Origin of the sequence: Jannaschia sp. 2305UL9-9 (assembly GCF_041403465.1) — a bacterium.
Lineage (GTDB): Bacteria > Pseudomonadota > Alphaproteobacteria > Rhodobacterales > Rhodobacteraceae > Jannaschia.
Map to the genome: position 1 here is coordinate 655,992 of NZ_JBGEHM010000002.1, position 13,344 is coordinate 669,335.

At 64.6% G+C, this 13,344-nt stretch carries 14 protein-coding genes; 2 read left to right on the plus strand and 12 right to left on the minus strand.

Annotated elements, in window-relative coordinates; genetic code table 11:
* Positions 1–33: 33 nt before the first annotated feature.
* The 11 genes from V6N07_RS11110 to V6N07_RS11160 form a co-directional block, all read right to left on the minus strand.
* Positions 34–1,194 carry an ABC transporter permease gene (locus V6N07_RS11110; RefSeq protein WP_371156372.1) on the minus strand — a complete coding sequence of 387 codons (1,161 nt, stop codon included), beginning with the start codon at positions 1,192–1,194 and terminating at the stop codon, positions 34–36.
* Complete coding sequence (locus V6N07_RS11115) at positions 1,191–2,741, minus strand: ABC transporter ATP-binding protein (RefSeq protein WP_371156373.1); 1,551 nt, start codon at positions 2,739–2,741, stop codon at positions 1,191–1,193. Before V6N07_RS11115 ends, V6N07_RS11110 begins: the two co-directional genes overlap by 4 nt.
* Complete coding sequence (locus tag V6N07_RS11120) at positions 2,741–3,100, minus strand: hypothetical protein (RefSeq protein WP_371156374.1); 360 nt, start codon at positions 3,098–3,100, stop codon at positions 2,741–2,743. Before V6N07_RS11120 ends, V6N07_RS11115 begins: the two co-directional genes overlap by 1 nt.
* The gene (locus V6N07_RS11125) at positions 3,100–4,107 is read right to left on the minus strand and encodes a BMP family protein (protein ID WP_371156375.1); all 1,008 of its coding nucleotides are present in this window, start codon (positions 4,105–4,107) and stop codon (positions 3,100–3,102) included. The genes V6N07_RS11120 and V6N07_RS11125 overlap by 1 nt, the downstream gene beginning before the upstream one ends.
* 138 nt (positions 4,108–4,245) lie before the next feature.
* Positions 4,246–4,659 carry a GNAT family N-acetyltransferase gene (locus V6N07_RS11130; RefSeq protein ID WP_371156376.1) on the minus strand — a complete coding sequence of 138 codons (414 nt, stop codon included), beginning with the start codon at positions 4,657–4,659 and terminating at the stop codon, positions 4,246–4,248.
* A gap of 62 nt (positions 4,660–4,721) precedes the next feature.
* Positions 4,722–5,336 (minus strand): tRNA (adenosine(37)-N6)-threonylcarbamoyltransferase complex dimerization subunit type 1 TsaB, encoded by a 615-nt coding sequence (tsaB, locus tag V6N07_RS11135; RefSeq protein WP_371156377.1) that lies wholly within the window; start codon positions 5,334–5,336, stop codon positions 4,722–4,724.
* 77 nt (positions 5,337–5,413) lie between these two features.
* On the minus strand, positions 5,414–5,974 hold the full coding sequence (locus V6N07_RS11140; protein ID WP_371156378.1) for a NifU family protein: 561 nt from the start codon (positions 5,972–5,974) through the stop codon (positions 5,414–5,416).
* A gap of 71 nt (positions 5,975–6,045) precedes the next feature.
* Positions 6,046–7,449 carry a trypsin-like peptidase domain-containing protein gene (locus V6N07_RS11145; protein ID WP_371156379.1) on the minus strand — a complete coding sequence of 468 codons (1,404 nt, stop codon included), beginning with the start codon at positions 7,447–7,449 and terminating at the stop codon, positions 6,046–6,048.
* Between the two features lie 32 nt (positions 7,450–7,481).
* Complete coding sequence (locus V6N07_RS11150) at positions 7,482–7,937, minus strand: universal stress protein (protein WP_371156380.1); 456 nt, start codon at positions 7,935–7,937, stop codon at positions 7,482–7,484.
* Between the two features lie 71 nt (positions 7,938–8,008).
* Positions 8,009–9,055: a hypothetical protein gene (locus tag V6N07_RS11155; RefSeq protein ID WP_371156381.1), complete on the minus strand. Its 1,047-nt coding sequence runs from the start codon at positions 9,053–9,055 to the stop codon at positions 8,009–8,011.
* 63 nt (positions 9,056–9,118) lie between these two features.
* Positions 9,119–9,982, minus strand: coding sequence for a branched-chain amino acid aminotransferase (locus V6N07_RS11160; protein ID WP_371156382.1), 864 nt, complete (start codon positions 9,980–9,982; stop codon positions 9,119–9,121).
* A 119-nt stretch (positions 9,983–10,101) separates the two neighbouring features.
* Between V6N07_RS11160 and V6N07_RS11165 the strand changes: the two genes are divergently transcribed.
* Together V6N07_RS11165 and V6N07_RS11170 are read left to right on the plus strand one after the other, a co-directional pair.
* The gene (locus V6N07_RS11165) at positions 10,102–10,563 is read left to right on the plus strand and encodes a pyridoxamine 5'-phosphate oxidase family protein (protein WP_371156383.1); all 462 of its coding nucleotides are present in this window, start codon (positions 10,102–10,104) and stop codon (positions 10,561–10,563) included.
* Positions 10,560–11,048, plus strand: coding sequence for a YdcF family protein (locus V6N07_RS11170; protein WP_371156384.1), 489 nt, complete (start codon positions 10,560–10,562; stop codon positions 11,046–11,048). The genes V6N07_RS11165 and V6N07_RS11170 overlap by 4 nt, the downstream gene beginning before the upstream one ends.
* Here the strand turns inward: V6N07_RS11170 and V6N07_RS11175 are convergent.
* Positions 11,020–13,317: a glycosyl hydrolase family 28-related protein gene (locus V6N07_RS11175; RefSeq protein WP_371156385.1), complete on the minus strand. Its 2,298-nt coding sequence runs from the start codon at positions 13,315–13,317 to the stop codon at positions 11,020–11,022. The genes V6N07_RS11170 and V6N07_RS11175 overlap by 29 nt on opposite strands.
* Positions 13,318–13,344 lie beyond the last annotated feature (27 nt).

Below are 13,344 nucleotides of genomic sequence, written 5' to 3' on the forward strand. Positions count from 1 at the left end.
CGGCAGCTTGCGCAAGGCTTTGGGGCATGTCGGTCATGGCTCCACCTTGCTGTCCTTGGGGTCCCCGTCGGACGGCAGGGGGGATGTCGGCAACGTCGGTTGCGGACGGCGCCCGGCTGTCAGGAAGATGCGCTCGATCGGCGCGCGCACCATGTTGTCGAGGGCACCTGTGAACAGGATCACGAGGGCCTGGATCACGAGGATGATCTCGCGCGTCATGCCATTCATCTCGAAGGTCAGCTCGCCACCCCCCTGGTAGAGGGCCCCGAACAGAAGCGCCGCGAGGAAGACGCCGACGGGATGCGAGCGGCCCATCAAGGCCACGGCAATCCCGACGAAACCCGCACCCTGCACCGGATCGATCACGAGGCGCTCGGCCTCGCCCATGACGGAGTTGGTCGCCATCAGGCCGATCAATGCCCCCGAGATCAGCATCGCGGTCATCGTGATCCTGAAAGGGGAGATGCCGGCATAAAGCGCGGCAGGTTCCGAATGCCCGAACGCGCGGATCTCGTAACCAAGGCGTGTCCGCCAGATCAGCGCCCAGACGAAGACGCAAGAAGCAAGCGCGAGGAAGAACGAGATGTTGAGCGGGGTGGAGCGCGAAAAGCCCATCCACGGCAAGACGTCATAGGCGTTGGGCAGGCGGACGGCCTCTGCAAAGCGCGCGGTCTCGGGGCTGCCACCGGCACCGGGGACCAGCAGGACGCGGCTTAGAAGATAGACCATCAGAGCGCTGGCGATGAAGTTGAACATGATCGTCGTGATGACGATGTGGCTGCCCCGGCGCGCTTGCAGATAGGCCGGGATGGCGGCCCATGCGGCCCCGAAGACCGCAGCGCCGAGGCTGGCCGCCACGAGGGCCACCGTCCAGTGCGGCCACGGCACCCACAGCAGGACCAGCGCGACACCCAGACCACCCAGCGCGGCCTGCCCCTCGCCCCCGATGTTGAACATCCGGGCGTGGAAGGCGACCGCCACGCCAAGGCCGGTGAAGATGAAGTTCGTGGCATAGAACAGCGTATAACCCCAGCCATAGGCCGACCCGACCGACCCGTTGACGAGGATATACAGCGCCTCGAACGGGTCCTTGCCGATCAGGGCGACGACAAAGCCCGACACCACGAGGGCGAGCACGAGGTTGATGAAGGGGATCAGCAGGATATCGGCCCATTTGGGCAGGGCGTCGTTCATGCGGCGGCTCCCTTGCCGGTCATGCCGGCCATCATCAGGCCCAGTTCGTTGGCGTCCGTCTCGGACGGCAGGCGTTCGCCCATGATGCAGCCGTCGAACATCACCGCGATGCGGTCGGACAGGGCCATGATCTCGTCCAGTTCGACCGACACCAGAAGGATCGCCTTGCCCTGGTCGCGCAGGGCGATGATCTGCTCGTGGATGAACTCGATCGCGCCGATGTCGACACCGCGCGTCGGTTGCCCGATCAGAAGAAGGTCGGGGTTGCGCTCGATCTCGCGGGCAAGCACGACCTTTTGCTGATTGCCGCCCGAGAAGTTCTTGGCCGCAAGCGTCGGATCGGGCGGGCGCACGTCGAAGCGTTCCATCTTTTCCACGCAGTCGCGGCGCATGGCGGCGTTGTCCATGAACATGCCGGAGTTGAAGCGGTCATCGTGATGATAGCCGAAGCCCACGTTTTCCCATGCGCGATAGTCCATGATCAGGCCTTCGCGCTGCCGGTCCTCGGGGACATGGGCGATCCCGCGGTCGCGGCGTGTGCGCGCGTCGGATGCGGTGCCGGTCAGGTCGATTTCCTGACCGTTCATTCGGATCGTGCCGGTGCCCCGCGCATAGCCGCCCAGAACCTCAAGCAATTCGGACTGGCCGTTGCCAGACACGCCCGCAATGCCCAGAACTTCGCCCGCGCGGATGGTCAGGTCGATGCCACGCAGGCGTTCGACCTTCTGATCATCGACCACGCGCAGGTTCTCCACCTCCAGAATGACCTTGCCGGGGGTCGCGGGCACCTTGTCGACGCGCAACAGGACCTTGCGCCCGACCATGAGTTCGGCAAGTTCCTCGGGCGAAGTGTCGGCCGTCTTGACCGTTGCCGTCATCTCGCCGCGCCGCATGACGCTGACGGTGTCGGTGATGTCCATGATCTCGCGCAGCTTGTGGGTGATCAGGATGATCGTCTTGCCTTCGGCCCGGAGGCCTTCGAGGATACGGAACAGGTGGTCCGCTTCGGCGGGGGTCAGGACGCCCGTCGGCTCATCCAGGATCAGGATGTCGGCCTCGCGGTACAGGGCCTTGAGGATTTCGACGCGCTGTTGCTGCCCCACGCCGAGGTCTTCGATGATCGCATCCGGATCCACGTCCATTTCGTAGTCGTCTGCCAGCTTCTTCAAGAGTTTGCGGGCTTTCGCCAGCGAGGGCTTCAGCAGGGCACCATCCTCGGCACCCAGGATCACGTTCTCCAGAACGGTGAAATTCTCGACCAGCTTGAAGTGCTGGAACACCATGCCGATGCCGGCGTCGATGGCCGCCTGGCTGTCCGGAATGGGGGTGGGTTTGCCGCCGATCAGGACCTCGCCGGCGTCCGCCTTGTAGAAGCCGTAGAGGATGCTCATCAGCGTCGACTTCCCGGCGCCGTTCTCGCCGATGATCCCGTGGATCGTCCCGCGCCGGACCTGGATCGAGATGTCCTTGTTCGCCTGCACGGGGCCGAACGCCTTGGAGATTCCGCGCAGCTCGATGGCAAGGTCTGGGTTTCCGGCCGCCGTCATCAGCTTTCCACGAACCCGGTAACACGCGTCAGGGCACCGTCTTCGGCATGACCGACGAAGATCAGGCGCGCGAACTTGTGACCGTTGCGGTCAAGCCGGGCGGTCACCATCGCGGTGCCGTGCGTCACCTGTGGCGCGGCCATCGGGTTGAGTTCCGCATCCGGAAGGTTCCGGCGGAAGATCGTCAGGTATTGGGCAATCCCTTCCGCCCCCTTGAAGGGCGCCGGGGCATGGGGATCCTCGTAGATGAAGGAGGCCGAAACGGCCCCCTTCAGGATTGTATCGCGCTCCCCGGCGTCGGCCTCGTTCCAGGCCGAAAGCAACGTCAGGAGCAGATCACCGGGGGTCGCGTCAGACATCAGAATGCGGGGCAGCTGTTGTCGGACAGATAGTCGTGGACGACGATCTCACCGGAGATGATCTTTGCCTTGGCCTCTTCGACGGCGGCAACCATGTCCTCGGTCACGAGGTCGGCGTTGTTCTCGTCCATTGCAAAGCCCACGCCCTCGTTTCCGAGGCCCATGACGGAGATGCCGGATTCCAGTTCACCGGCCATGGCCTGCGTGAAGCTGTCGTAGACGGCATTGTCGACGCGCTTGACCATGGAGGTCAGGACCTCGCCGGGGTGCAGGTAGTTCTGGTTGCTGTCCACGCCGATCGACAGGATGTCGGCGTCGGCAGCGGCCTGCAACACGCCGATCCCGGTGCCACCGGCGGCGGCGAACACCACGTCGGAGCCCTGGCTGATCTGGCTGCGCGTCAGCTCGGCGCCCTTGACCGGGTCGTTCCATGCGGTCGGCGTGGTGCCGGTCATGTTCACGATCACGGTCGCGTCCGGGTTGGCGGCCTTGGCGCCCTGGGCATAGCCGCAGGCGAACTTGGAAATCAGGGGCACGTCCATGCCGCCGACGAAGGACACGGTGCCCGTCTCGGAGGCCATCGCGGCCATCATGCCGACGAGATACGAACCCTCATGCTCCGAGAACACGATGGATTTGACGTTCGGCTGATCGACCACCATGTCGACGATCACGAAGTCGGTGTCCGGGTAATCGGGCGCGACCACGTCCAGCGTGGATGCGTTGGCAAAGCCCAGAACGACGACCGGGTTTGCGCCACGCTCGGCCATGCGGCGCATGGTCTGCTCGCGCTGCGCCTCGTTGGCCAGCTCGGTCTCGGCATATTCGCCGCCCGTTTCCTCGACCCAGCGCTGGGCACCGTTGTAGGCGCTTTCGTTGAACGACTTGTCGAACTTGCCGCCCAGGTCGATGATCAAGCCGGGGCTGGCATGGCCGTCAGCGAAGGACATGCCGGACGTAAGGGCCAGCGCAGCTGCGGCGCCCATCAGTTTGGTGGTGATCTTCATCGGTCTCTCCCGTTGGGCTGACACGGGTTAAGGCAGTCCATCTGGAACGGCGCAGCCCCCCGGCCATGCATTGATGCACGCGATAAGGCCGCAGCCCCCGCCGAAGATCAACCGGATTCGTCCAGATTTGACGATGCGTCAGAGGTCCTTGCGCATCGTCAGGGCGTCGACGCCCTCGTAATAGCCGCTGCGTTGACCGACCGTGCGCCATCCTGCCCGCTCGTACAGGCGGCGCGCCGGCGCATTCTCGGCGGAAACTTCCAGAAAGACGGTCTGGGCCCCACGTTCTGCGGCGGCCATCTCGAAGGCTTGGACAAGATGCCGCCCCGTGCCTGTGCGACGATCGCCGATCGCGACGACAAGGGTCAGCAACTCCGCTTCATCCGCGATGACACGCCCTAGGGCAAAGCCGGTCAGCCGGCCTTGTGTCTCATGCAGCGAAAAGAAACAGCGCGGATCCGTCAACGCAGCTTCGAACGCGCCCTCCGACCAGCGGGAGGCACCGTCGAAGGCCGTCGCGTGAAGGGCGGCAAGATCGGCAGACAGGGACATGGGCGGATTGGTTTCATTGCGGACCCCGCGCAACCTAGGGTGACCCGGCGGTCCGCCAATACCTACAGGATCGTGGGGGGCGCATCTGCCGCAGGGGCCGCGTCGGCGGCGCGCAGATAGATGGGCGCCGGGCGGGGGCGATCGGGCGCGGCCCGCGTCTGCGCGATCCGTGCGATCGCCACGGACAGGCTTGGCGTCGCAACCCGTTGCAGGCCCGTTGCCGCCGCGACGGTCTCGGCGGCCGGACCGGCGACCGGGCCTTCGATGTCACGCGCCAGATCGGCGTCGACGTCGCGCGTTGCGATATGTCCGTGGTGACCCAGATGCACCTGACCCCGTGGCGCGGGCAGGCAGATCGTGACATCGCGCCCATCTGCATAGGCCTCGACGCAGCCGACCCCTTCGGCCGGAATCCCCAGCCCGAGGGCCAATCCCCGCGCGGCAGCCACGGCAATGCGCGTACCCGTGAAATTGCCGGGCCCAATCCCGACACCGATGGCGGACAGGTCCGTCATGGCGACGCCCGCCGTGTCCATCATTTCCTGTATCAAGGGCATCAGCCGTTCCGCCTGTCCCTTGGTCATCGCCTCGTGGGCATGGCAAAGGACATCCCCGTTCCGCAGAACAGCCACGTCGCAGTAGGGGCCGGAGGTGTCGAAGGCCAGAATGGTCGTCATCTCGGGGTCCTCTGGCCAAGGTATCGGACGGGCCACCGGGATGGCCCGCTCCGCTTTGCGTCATTCAGGTCCGAGTGTCACAGCCCGACGGGCCGAACCTCCAGAACTTCGGGGATATAGTGCCGCAGGAGGTTCTCGATCCCCATCTTCAGGGTCATGGTCGAGGACGGGCAGCCCGCGCAGGCCCCCTTCATCTGCAGATAGACAACGCCACGCTCGAAGCCATGGAACGTGATGTCGCCACCGTCCTGCGCGACGGCGGGGCGCACGCGCGTGTCCAGCAGTTCCGTGATCTGGCCGACGATGGCGCTGTCGGCTTCGTCGTGGTTCGCGGCATGCGCGGTCTGTGCATCGCCTTCCATCACGGGCTCGCCGGACTGGAAATGCTCCATGATGCCGCCGAGGATCGCAGGTTTGATATGATCCCAGTCGGTTGCGTCATCCTTCGTCACCGTGACGAAGTCATGCCCAAAGAACACGCCCGACACGCCGGAAATGGCGAACAGACGACGTGCGAGGGGCGATTTCTGCCCGGAGTCGGCCGTCGGAAAATCGGCGGTTCCCGCTTCGAGGACGGCCTGACCGGGCAGAAATTTCAAGGTGGCGGGGTTCGGCGTGGTTTCGGTCTGGATGAACATGACGGGGGCCTCCGGGGGTTGAGCCTCTATGTGCGCCCGGGGCCGTGAAACGTCAAGAACTTGGAACGATTCTAAAGCGGGCTTCGGCAGATCACCTGAACAACAGCGCGGGTCATCGCGTCCGGCACGCCTAAGGTCATGTCAATCTCTTGTGTTACTGGGGCGGGCACAAGGACGTTTGCCTTGGCAAGAAAGCGCCGCAGTGGCTCCAAACGAGTTGCGGCATTCATGTTCTGAGGCACCGTGCCTGACCGTTCGATTGTGTACAGATCAGATGCGCGGTAACTGACGACACCGACGACATATCCGTTCCCGTCTACGATCGGGCCGCCGCTGTTTCCCGGTTGGATCGGTGCGGTCAGCATCACGACGTCATCGGCTCCATCCAATCCTCGCAGTGCACTGATGTTTCCGCGCGTGACGCTGATCCCCTGTTCGAAAAGACCTGCATAGGGAAAGCCGATTGCGAGAACGGGTGCGCCCAGCCGAACCTGTTGACTATTGCTGATGGCAAGCCAGTCGCCCGACCGACGCGTGGCGCGTAGGACGGCGAGATCTGTAGCTGGATCGTGCGCGATGCGTGTCACCTCCGAACCGTCGACTAAAGTCAGGCGGCTACATCCGGCGATCACATGATCTGCAGTCACGATGTTCGTTGCATTGACATAGAATCCGGTGCCGCTACCGGCGGGGTAATCACCTGATTTCCCGGATGGCGTGGCGGCAGAGTCAGGGGGCGGCACCGTAAGGCGCGCCAGCATCTCGTCGATGTATCCTCCGTCCTCTATCTTCAAAGGAGGCAGGTACCCGTTCGCGAGGCTCGCGATCAGAAGGCGACCGCGTGCCGCTTGAGTAGGGCGAAATTGCACCAGTACCGTCTCCCAGATGCTATTGCGCCAAACGCTGCGCAAATAGACCTGACCCGAGGCAATATGTCCGCTGCTGATGAATGCTTCGGACGTATTGGCCCGATAGAACGGCTCCCGGCCCATATGTTCGGACTCCAACCAATCGTGCATCGCGGCCGCGCCACCACTCGCGCGAAAGATGTAACGGACGATCAGGTCTCGGGACGCGGTGCTCATCTCGATATAGTCGGGCCCGGTGACCGAATCGACAAGCCTGTCGGGTATCAGCATCGATGTGCCCCGCTCCGGGTTGAACACCCGCCAACCCGCGCTTTTTAAATCTTCTAGAAGCGGCAACAAGGTTTTCAAAACAGCTGCCTCGGACAAGTCCTCACGCGTCGCAGCATTCAACGCGGCGCGGCTGCCTGCCCCCCAGACGCCATCCACCCGGCCCAGATAATGTCCTGAATAGGACAGTGCTGCCTGCAGAAACCGCGCGTCGGATGTGGAAAGGTAGCTGTCACTAAACTCCGGTTCAGCAATCGCAAAATTCGGCCACACAATGACAATGACCAATATCACGCGTAGGGACGCCCAAATGGTGCAGGCCGTCGCAGCATGTGCCATCTGTGCAAGGCCGGAATATCTTACATGTGACCTCAGGCGATCGCCTCCAGCTGTTCCTTGGACAAGTCCCCCGGCACCAGCGTGATGGGCATGGGCAGGGTTCCCGCCGATCTGGTCAGCTGTGTCACGAGGGGCCCGGGCCCCTTCTTGTCGGCGGCCGCGCCGAGGACGAGGACACCGATCTCCGGATCTTCGCGGACCTGGGCCAGGATCTCCTCGACCGGCTCCCCCTCGCGGATGACGAGGTGCGGTTCCAGCCCGTGCTTGTCGCGCATCCATTTGGCGAAGACCTCGAAATGCGCGATGATCCTTTCCCGCGCCTCTTCGCGCATGATGTCACCGACGCCGATCCAGTGATTGAACTCGTCGGGGGGAATGACGGACAGGACTTCGACTCCGGCCTTGGTATGTTCCGCGCGCAATGCGGCAAAGCGCATCGCGTTCAGACATTCGCGGCTGTCATCCAGCACGACCAGAAACTTGCGCATGAGGACTCCTCCGATCTGCGGCTGTCAGAATGCCGCGCCGGCCCGTCTGTGTCCATAAGTTTGGCCCGACGTCACCGGGGCAGAAATGCGCGCAACAGCCGGCCGCCCAACCACGAGGCGACGCCAACGCAAACCTGCAGGACGGTCACCCACAGAAGGATCAGTGTGCTGGCCGCCAGACTGCTTAGTCTGACCGTCGCGCGGAAAAGCCGCGATTTTCCCAGGACGGCGGCCGTCCTGCTGGTGCGTGGTCCTGCCGCCTCTGCCACACGGGCCAGTCGCGCGGCATCCTCGGGGGTGTCGACCAGCCGCATCAGGCGCAGCGCTTCGGGGGTGGAGGTGGCGGCACGGACGCGCCCCATGTCACGTGCCACCCCGCCGAGCCGCGCCAGCCGCGCGGTATCCGTCACCGTGTCAAGTGGTGCGCGTCCCGCCAGATAGGCCGGCAGGGCCGCAGGCCGGACAGGCAGACGCAGCAGCCGTGCCATCGACGGGGTCAACGACCCCATCCGGCGGGCCATGCGCAACAACCCGGTGCCTGCCTTCACGGTTGCGGAACTGCCCCCAGATACGAGGACGGCCCCCGTGGCGCCCAACCCGATCAGCGCGAGGGATGCGTCGAGCGTGTCGACCGGCGTTTCCCCAGCCCATGCCTGCCCGGCACGGCGCAGGGCATTCAGGTCGCCGAGGGGTGACATCTCGAACGGCAGGGCGCAGGCCGCGATCTGGTTGACGCTCCGGCACATCCGGATGTCCAGCATGCACCTGCCGCACGCGGCGGCCCCCGCCAGACCGCTGGCCTGCCGGTCGATCAGGGCTTCGGCGGCCGCCCGGTCGACGGGGCGGTCCAGGTCTTCGGCCAATTCCAGAAGCATGGCTGCGCGCTCCCCGTCTTGGGCCGCGACGGCGTCGCGCAACGAGGTGTCGATCCAATCCGTCGTCGCCCTGCGCGCGACCCGCGCCTCCAGCGTGCGGGCAAGGTCGGCCGCCTGACGCTCCACGAAGGGCATGGCGAAGGGATGCATCGACAGGGCCCAGATCAGGGCGATCGATGTGGCGACAAGGGGGGCAGCACGCACCACGCGGAACAACAGCGACAGGACCGCGCGGCGGGGCATGGCGTTCGTCTCCAATCGGTCGGAGCGCCGACATATGCCCCCGACCCTCCGGCAATGGCTGTCCTACGCCGCGGACAGGGCCCAATCCCAGTACATGTCCCGGACGCGGCGGGTCACGGGGCCGACCTGATACTGACGATCATCGAAGGCGGTAACGGGTGTCACCTTGGTCAGGTTCCCCGACAGGAAGACTTCGTCCGCGTTGCGGAAATCGTCGAAGGTCAGCACCGTCTCATGCACGGTCTGCCCCTCGCGGGCGAGGTTCGCGATGTGGCGCGCGCGGGTGATGCCCGACAGGAAGGTGCCGTTTGCGACCGGGGTAAAGACCTCTCCGTCCTTCACCATGAACACGTTGGCCGTGGCGCTTTCGGCAACGTTGCCCATCGCATCCGCCACGAGCGCATTTCCGAATCCCTTGCGCTGGGCTTCGGCCAGCATCCGGGCATTGTTGGGGTAGAGGCACCCCGCCTTGGCATCGCAGACGTTGTCGTCCAGCACCGGCCGGCGGAACCGCGTCGTGGTCAGCGTCGTGGTCTTGTCAGGGGCGAACATCGCCACCTCCTCCAGACAGATCGCGAAACCGGTCTCTTCGCCCGACGGGACAAGCCCGAGTTCGCTGCCGTGGATGCCCCAGTACATCGGACGAATGTAGATCGCGGCATCCGGGGCGAATCCCTTCAGGCCTTCGTGAACGATGTCGATCATGGTTTCCGGATCCACGGTCGGTGTCAGCATCAAGGCCTCGGCCGAGCGGTTGACCCGTGCGCAGTGCCGGTCGAGGTCGGGCGTCACGCCTTCGAACCGCCGCGCCCCGTCGAAGACGCTGCTGCCTTGCCACATGCCGTGATCGGCGGCGCGCATGACGGGGACGTCCCCGTCGTGCCAAGCGCCATCGAACCAGGTTCTGATCGTCGTTCCGAATGCCATACGGAGCCCCCTTTTTCGCGCGAACCCTAACAGGCCGTTGCGGCAGGTCCAGCCGCCATCGACCCGCAGGTGCACGACGGCCCTTGCGACCCCGACGGGCAGGGGTCAGTGTTCGCGCCATGGATGCCTACCGCCCCCTCGACGATGACGCGCGCGATCTTGCGCGCACGCTCATGTCCCAGGCGATGGCCGGCGCGCTGGGCACCCTGCGCGGCCGTGTGCCCATGGTGACGAGGGTGGGGTGCGTCTGGATCCGGGGGCAGGGGGTGGTGATGCTGATCTCGGACCTGTCCGACCATGCACGCGCCCTTGCCGCCATGCCGGACTGTTCGATCCTCCTCGGGGATGTCGTGGCGCGGGGCGATCCGCTGACCCAACCGCGTCTGACCCTGTTGGGCCGGGCCGAGGTCTGCGACAAGGCGGCGCTGCGGGACGATTACCTGACGGCACGCCCCAAGGCGCGGCTCTATTTCGATTTCACGGATTTCCGATTGCTGCGCATCCTGCCGTCCGAGGGGCTTCTGAACGGCGGATTCGGCAAGGCCTATCGTTTCTCGGCGGAGGAGATCGCGGCGCTGTGAAGGTTGCTCTGGTCCTTGGTGCGAAGGTCCGCGCCGATGGCACGCCATCGCCGACGCTGCGTCTGCGCGTGGTCCATGCCGTCGGCCTCTATCGCGCGGGTGCAGTCGACGCGATCTGCGTCAGCGGCGGCAAGGGGGCGTTCGGCCTATCCGAGGGCGAGGTGGGCGCCGATCTGGCGCGCGCCATGGGTGTCCCCGCGCGCGCCCTCATCGCGGAAACCCGGTCGCGAAACACCATCGAGAACCTGAAGATGGCGGCGCCCCTGATCAGGGGGCGCCCGGTGATCATCGTGACAAATCGCTGGCATCTGCCGCGGGCGATGCTGGCGGCACGCCTCATGGGGCTTTCGGCCACGGGATCGGGTGTCGCGGGCCGGACGACACGGGCGCGGGCCCTGCGCGCGATCCTGCGCGAGGTGGCTGCCGTGCCGCCCACCATCCTGCGTGCCCTGTGCGTCAGGTGGGCGCGTCGCAGCGCGCCGTGACGAACACCTTGCCCTTCGAGGCCTGCGGCCACGACAGGCGGATGGATTGCCGGTCACCGTTTATCCCCGGGGTCGCATAGGGCAGGTCCCAGACCGTCACGTTGCTGGCGTTCGTGATCCGCCCTTCGGGCATGACCGACTGCACCACGCGTGCTTCGCCCCCGAAGGGCAGGTAGCTTGTCAGGTCGATGTCCCAGTTTGCGGCGGCCGTGCCCTTGACCGCCGGAACGGTGATCGGGTTCTGAAACTGGTTCGACACGGCGTAGAAGGTGTTCGAATGCACCGAGATGTCGTTGTAGCGCGAGTGATCGAGATCCGCGAAGGTCGTGTCCACCATGTCGACGCGTGCCAAGGCCTGCCCCTTGATTGTCTTGAACGTATTGCCGGTGATCGTGACGCCGTTGATGTAGTGCCCCGAGCCATAGGGCTTTACGTGGATCGGTGCATAGCTGCTCGGCACGCCGGACGAAAAGATGATGTTCCCGAGGATCTGGAGGCCGCCGAACGACAGCTCGCTGGCGAAATCGGGGTTGGGGTCGTATTCGTTCGTCCATTCGATGTAGCAATTGTCGACGTAGTTCGATCCGAAAATCGTCTTGGCCTGTGCCTCTGCAAAGACGATGCCCGCCGTGCGTTGCCCCAGCGTTTCGTTGTCGCCCTGGAAGAAGTGGTTGCCGGTCACGATATGACCCGATCCGCCCATCACCGCGAAATGCCGGAACTTGTTGGCACGGTTGTTGCGGATCTTGGTGTCGTTCTTGTTGACGTTGAAGGCGATGGTGGTGCGATCCTGTACCCGCAGGACATTCTCGTTCGACAGGAACTGGCACCGGTCGATCAGCATACCCTGACACCCGGTCCCGTGGCTTGTGATGGCCCGGTCCTTGGGGCCGGTGAAGAAGCAATCCTTCATGTGAAAGATCAACCCGTTAAGCGGCAGCAGCACGCCCGAACACTGTCCCGCCATCAGGAATTCGATGTCCTGCAGGGTGAATCTCTGAAGGTTCGCAAAGCCCGAAAAGTCCATCATGTATTTGAAACGACGGAACGTATAGGTCTGCGATGCCGGCGCGCCATGCAGCGGGTTCGACAATTCCACATAGCTGTTGGCCACGTTGACGGAGGTGACATACACCTCGCGTCCGACACCGGCATTGGCGGTCACCAGCGCGCCGACAGGAATGTTCGCCACATTGGCGATGCTGCTCAGACGGGTCGGATTGCCGCTGTCGTAGGCTGCGTTGGCGGTCACGACCGTGTCCTCGAACGGGGCGCCGCCGGCCACGTCGATCTGGCCGTTTCGGATCTTGCGCTGGTTGGCGTATGTGTCCTTGTCGTAAACGGCCCCTTGCACGTCCAGTGGCTCCGTCAACAGAACGCGGCGCCCCTGCATATCCAGCGTGTCGTGGTCGGTGAAGTTGAAGAGCGCCTGAATCGCATTCCTGAAGCCTTCCTCCTCGTCGCCGAAGGCGTCGATATAGGTGCCCAGGTCGAAGTTCTGGACAAGGCTCAGACGGCGCGACGCGGGGATCGTCACCGTGCCCTCGAACCTGACCCTCTCGTTGAAGGTCACGTGATCGGTCAACTTGTAGGTCCCCTTGCTGACCAGAACCTCGCGCCCGTTGGCGGCGGCATCGGCAGCAAGGAAGGCGGCGGTATCGTCGGCCACGCCATCGCCTACGGCGCCGTAGTCGCGCACGTCGACCCAATCCATCATCGTGCGCAGATAGGCCCCGGTCACATCCTCGATGGTGATGTCGTCGATCCGGACGACGCCGCCGTTCGGTCCGGTCAGGTCAAGGCCGACATGGGCATTGGCAACCTGGTTGTCCCACGCAAGGTCGACGCCGCCGCGGCTGCCGGTGCCGATGATGGCGGTGATCGTCTCGACCCGGCCATAGGCGGCCAACTGGGTGGCGGGCCCCGCCTGTGTCAGGCCCCCTATGCCATTGCCGTTGGACGCGATCGGAAAGGCCCCGATCCGCACGGACGGCAAGTTCCCCGAGATCGCCTTCACCCGCGCCGTCACCCGCAGATAACATCCCGCAAGGATCTCGGTCCTCTGCATGGATCGCAGCTTCTGCGTGCTCTCGGTCTTGAGCATTTCGAGGCAGGAGGCAAAATCCGCATCCGCCGCGACAAGCGTTGCATTCCCGGACGCGGCATAGGTGTCCGATCCGGGCAGGCCATCCTGACGCGACCACTGGGTCAGCCCGTCCTCGAACATCGGAGGATTGAATTCCAGCCCCTCGGTGATCGCCTTGTTCATGTCCGTCCCCTTTGCCGGCCAGCCAAC

Coding starts and splice junctions, on each gene's coding strand:
- V6N07_RS11110 (WP_371156372.1), bottom strand. CDS start 1,194: ATGAACGACGCCCTGCCCAAATGGGCCGATATCCTGCTGATCCCCTTC.
- V6N07_RS11115 (WP_371156373.1), bottom strand. CDS start 2,741: ATGACGGCGGCCGGAAACCCAGACCTTGCCATCGAGCTGCGCGGAATC.
- V6N07_RS11120 (WP_371156374.1), bottom strand. CDS start 3,100: ATGTCTGACGCGACCCCCGGTGATCTGCTCCTGACGTTGCTTTCGGCC.
- V6N07_RS11125 (WP_371156375.1), bottom strand. CDS start 4,107: ATGAAGATCACCACCAAACTGATGGGCGCCGCAGCTGCGCTGGCCCTT.
- V6N07_RS11130 (WP_371156376.1), bottom strand. CDS start 4,659: ATGTCCCTGTCTGCCGATCTTGCCGCCCTTCACGCGACGGCCTTCGAC.
- tsaB (WP_371156377.1), bottom strand. CDS start 5,336: ATGACGACCATTCTGGCCTTCGACACCTCCGGCCCCTACTGCGACGTG.
- V6N07_RS11140 (WP_371156378.1), bottom strand. CDS start 5,974: ATGTTCATCCAGACCGAAACCACGCCGAACCCCGCCACCTTGAAATTT.
- V6N07_RS11145 (WP_371156379.1), bottom strand. CDS start 7,449: ATGGCACATGCTGCGACGGCCTGCACCATTTGGGCGTCCCTACGCGTG.
- V6N07_RS11150 (WP_371156380.1), bottom strand. CDS start 7,937: ATGCGCAAGTTTCTGGTCGTGCTGGATGACAGCCGCGAATGTCTGAAC.
- V6N07_RS11155 (WP_371156381.1), bottom strand. CDS start 9,055: ATGCCCCGCCGCGCGGTCCTGTCGCTGTTGTTCCGCGTGGTGCGTGCT.
- V6N07_RS11160 (WP_371156382.1), bottom strand. CDS start 9,982: ATGGCATTCGGAACGACGATCAGAACCTGGTTCGATGGCGCTTGGCAC.
- V6N07_RS11165 (WP_371156383.1), top strand. CDS start 10,102: ATGGATGCCTACCGCCCCCTCGACGATGACGCGCGCGATCTTGCGCGC.
- V6N07_RS11175 (WP_371156385.1), bottom strand. CDS start 13,317: ATGAACAAGGCGATCACCGAGGGGCTGGAATTCAATCCTCCGATGTTC.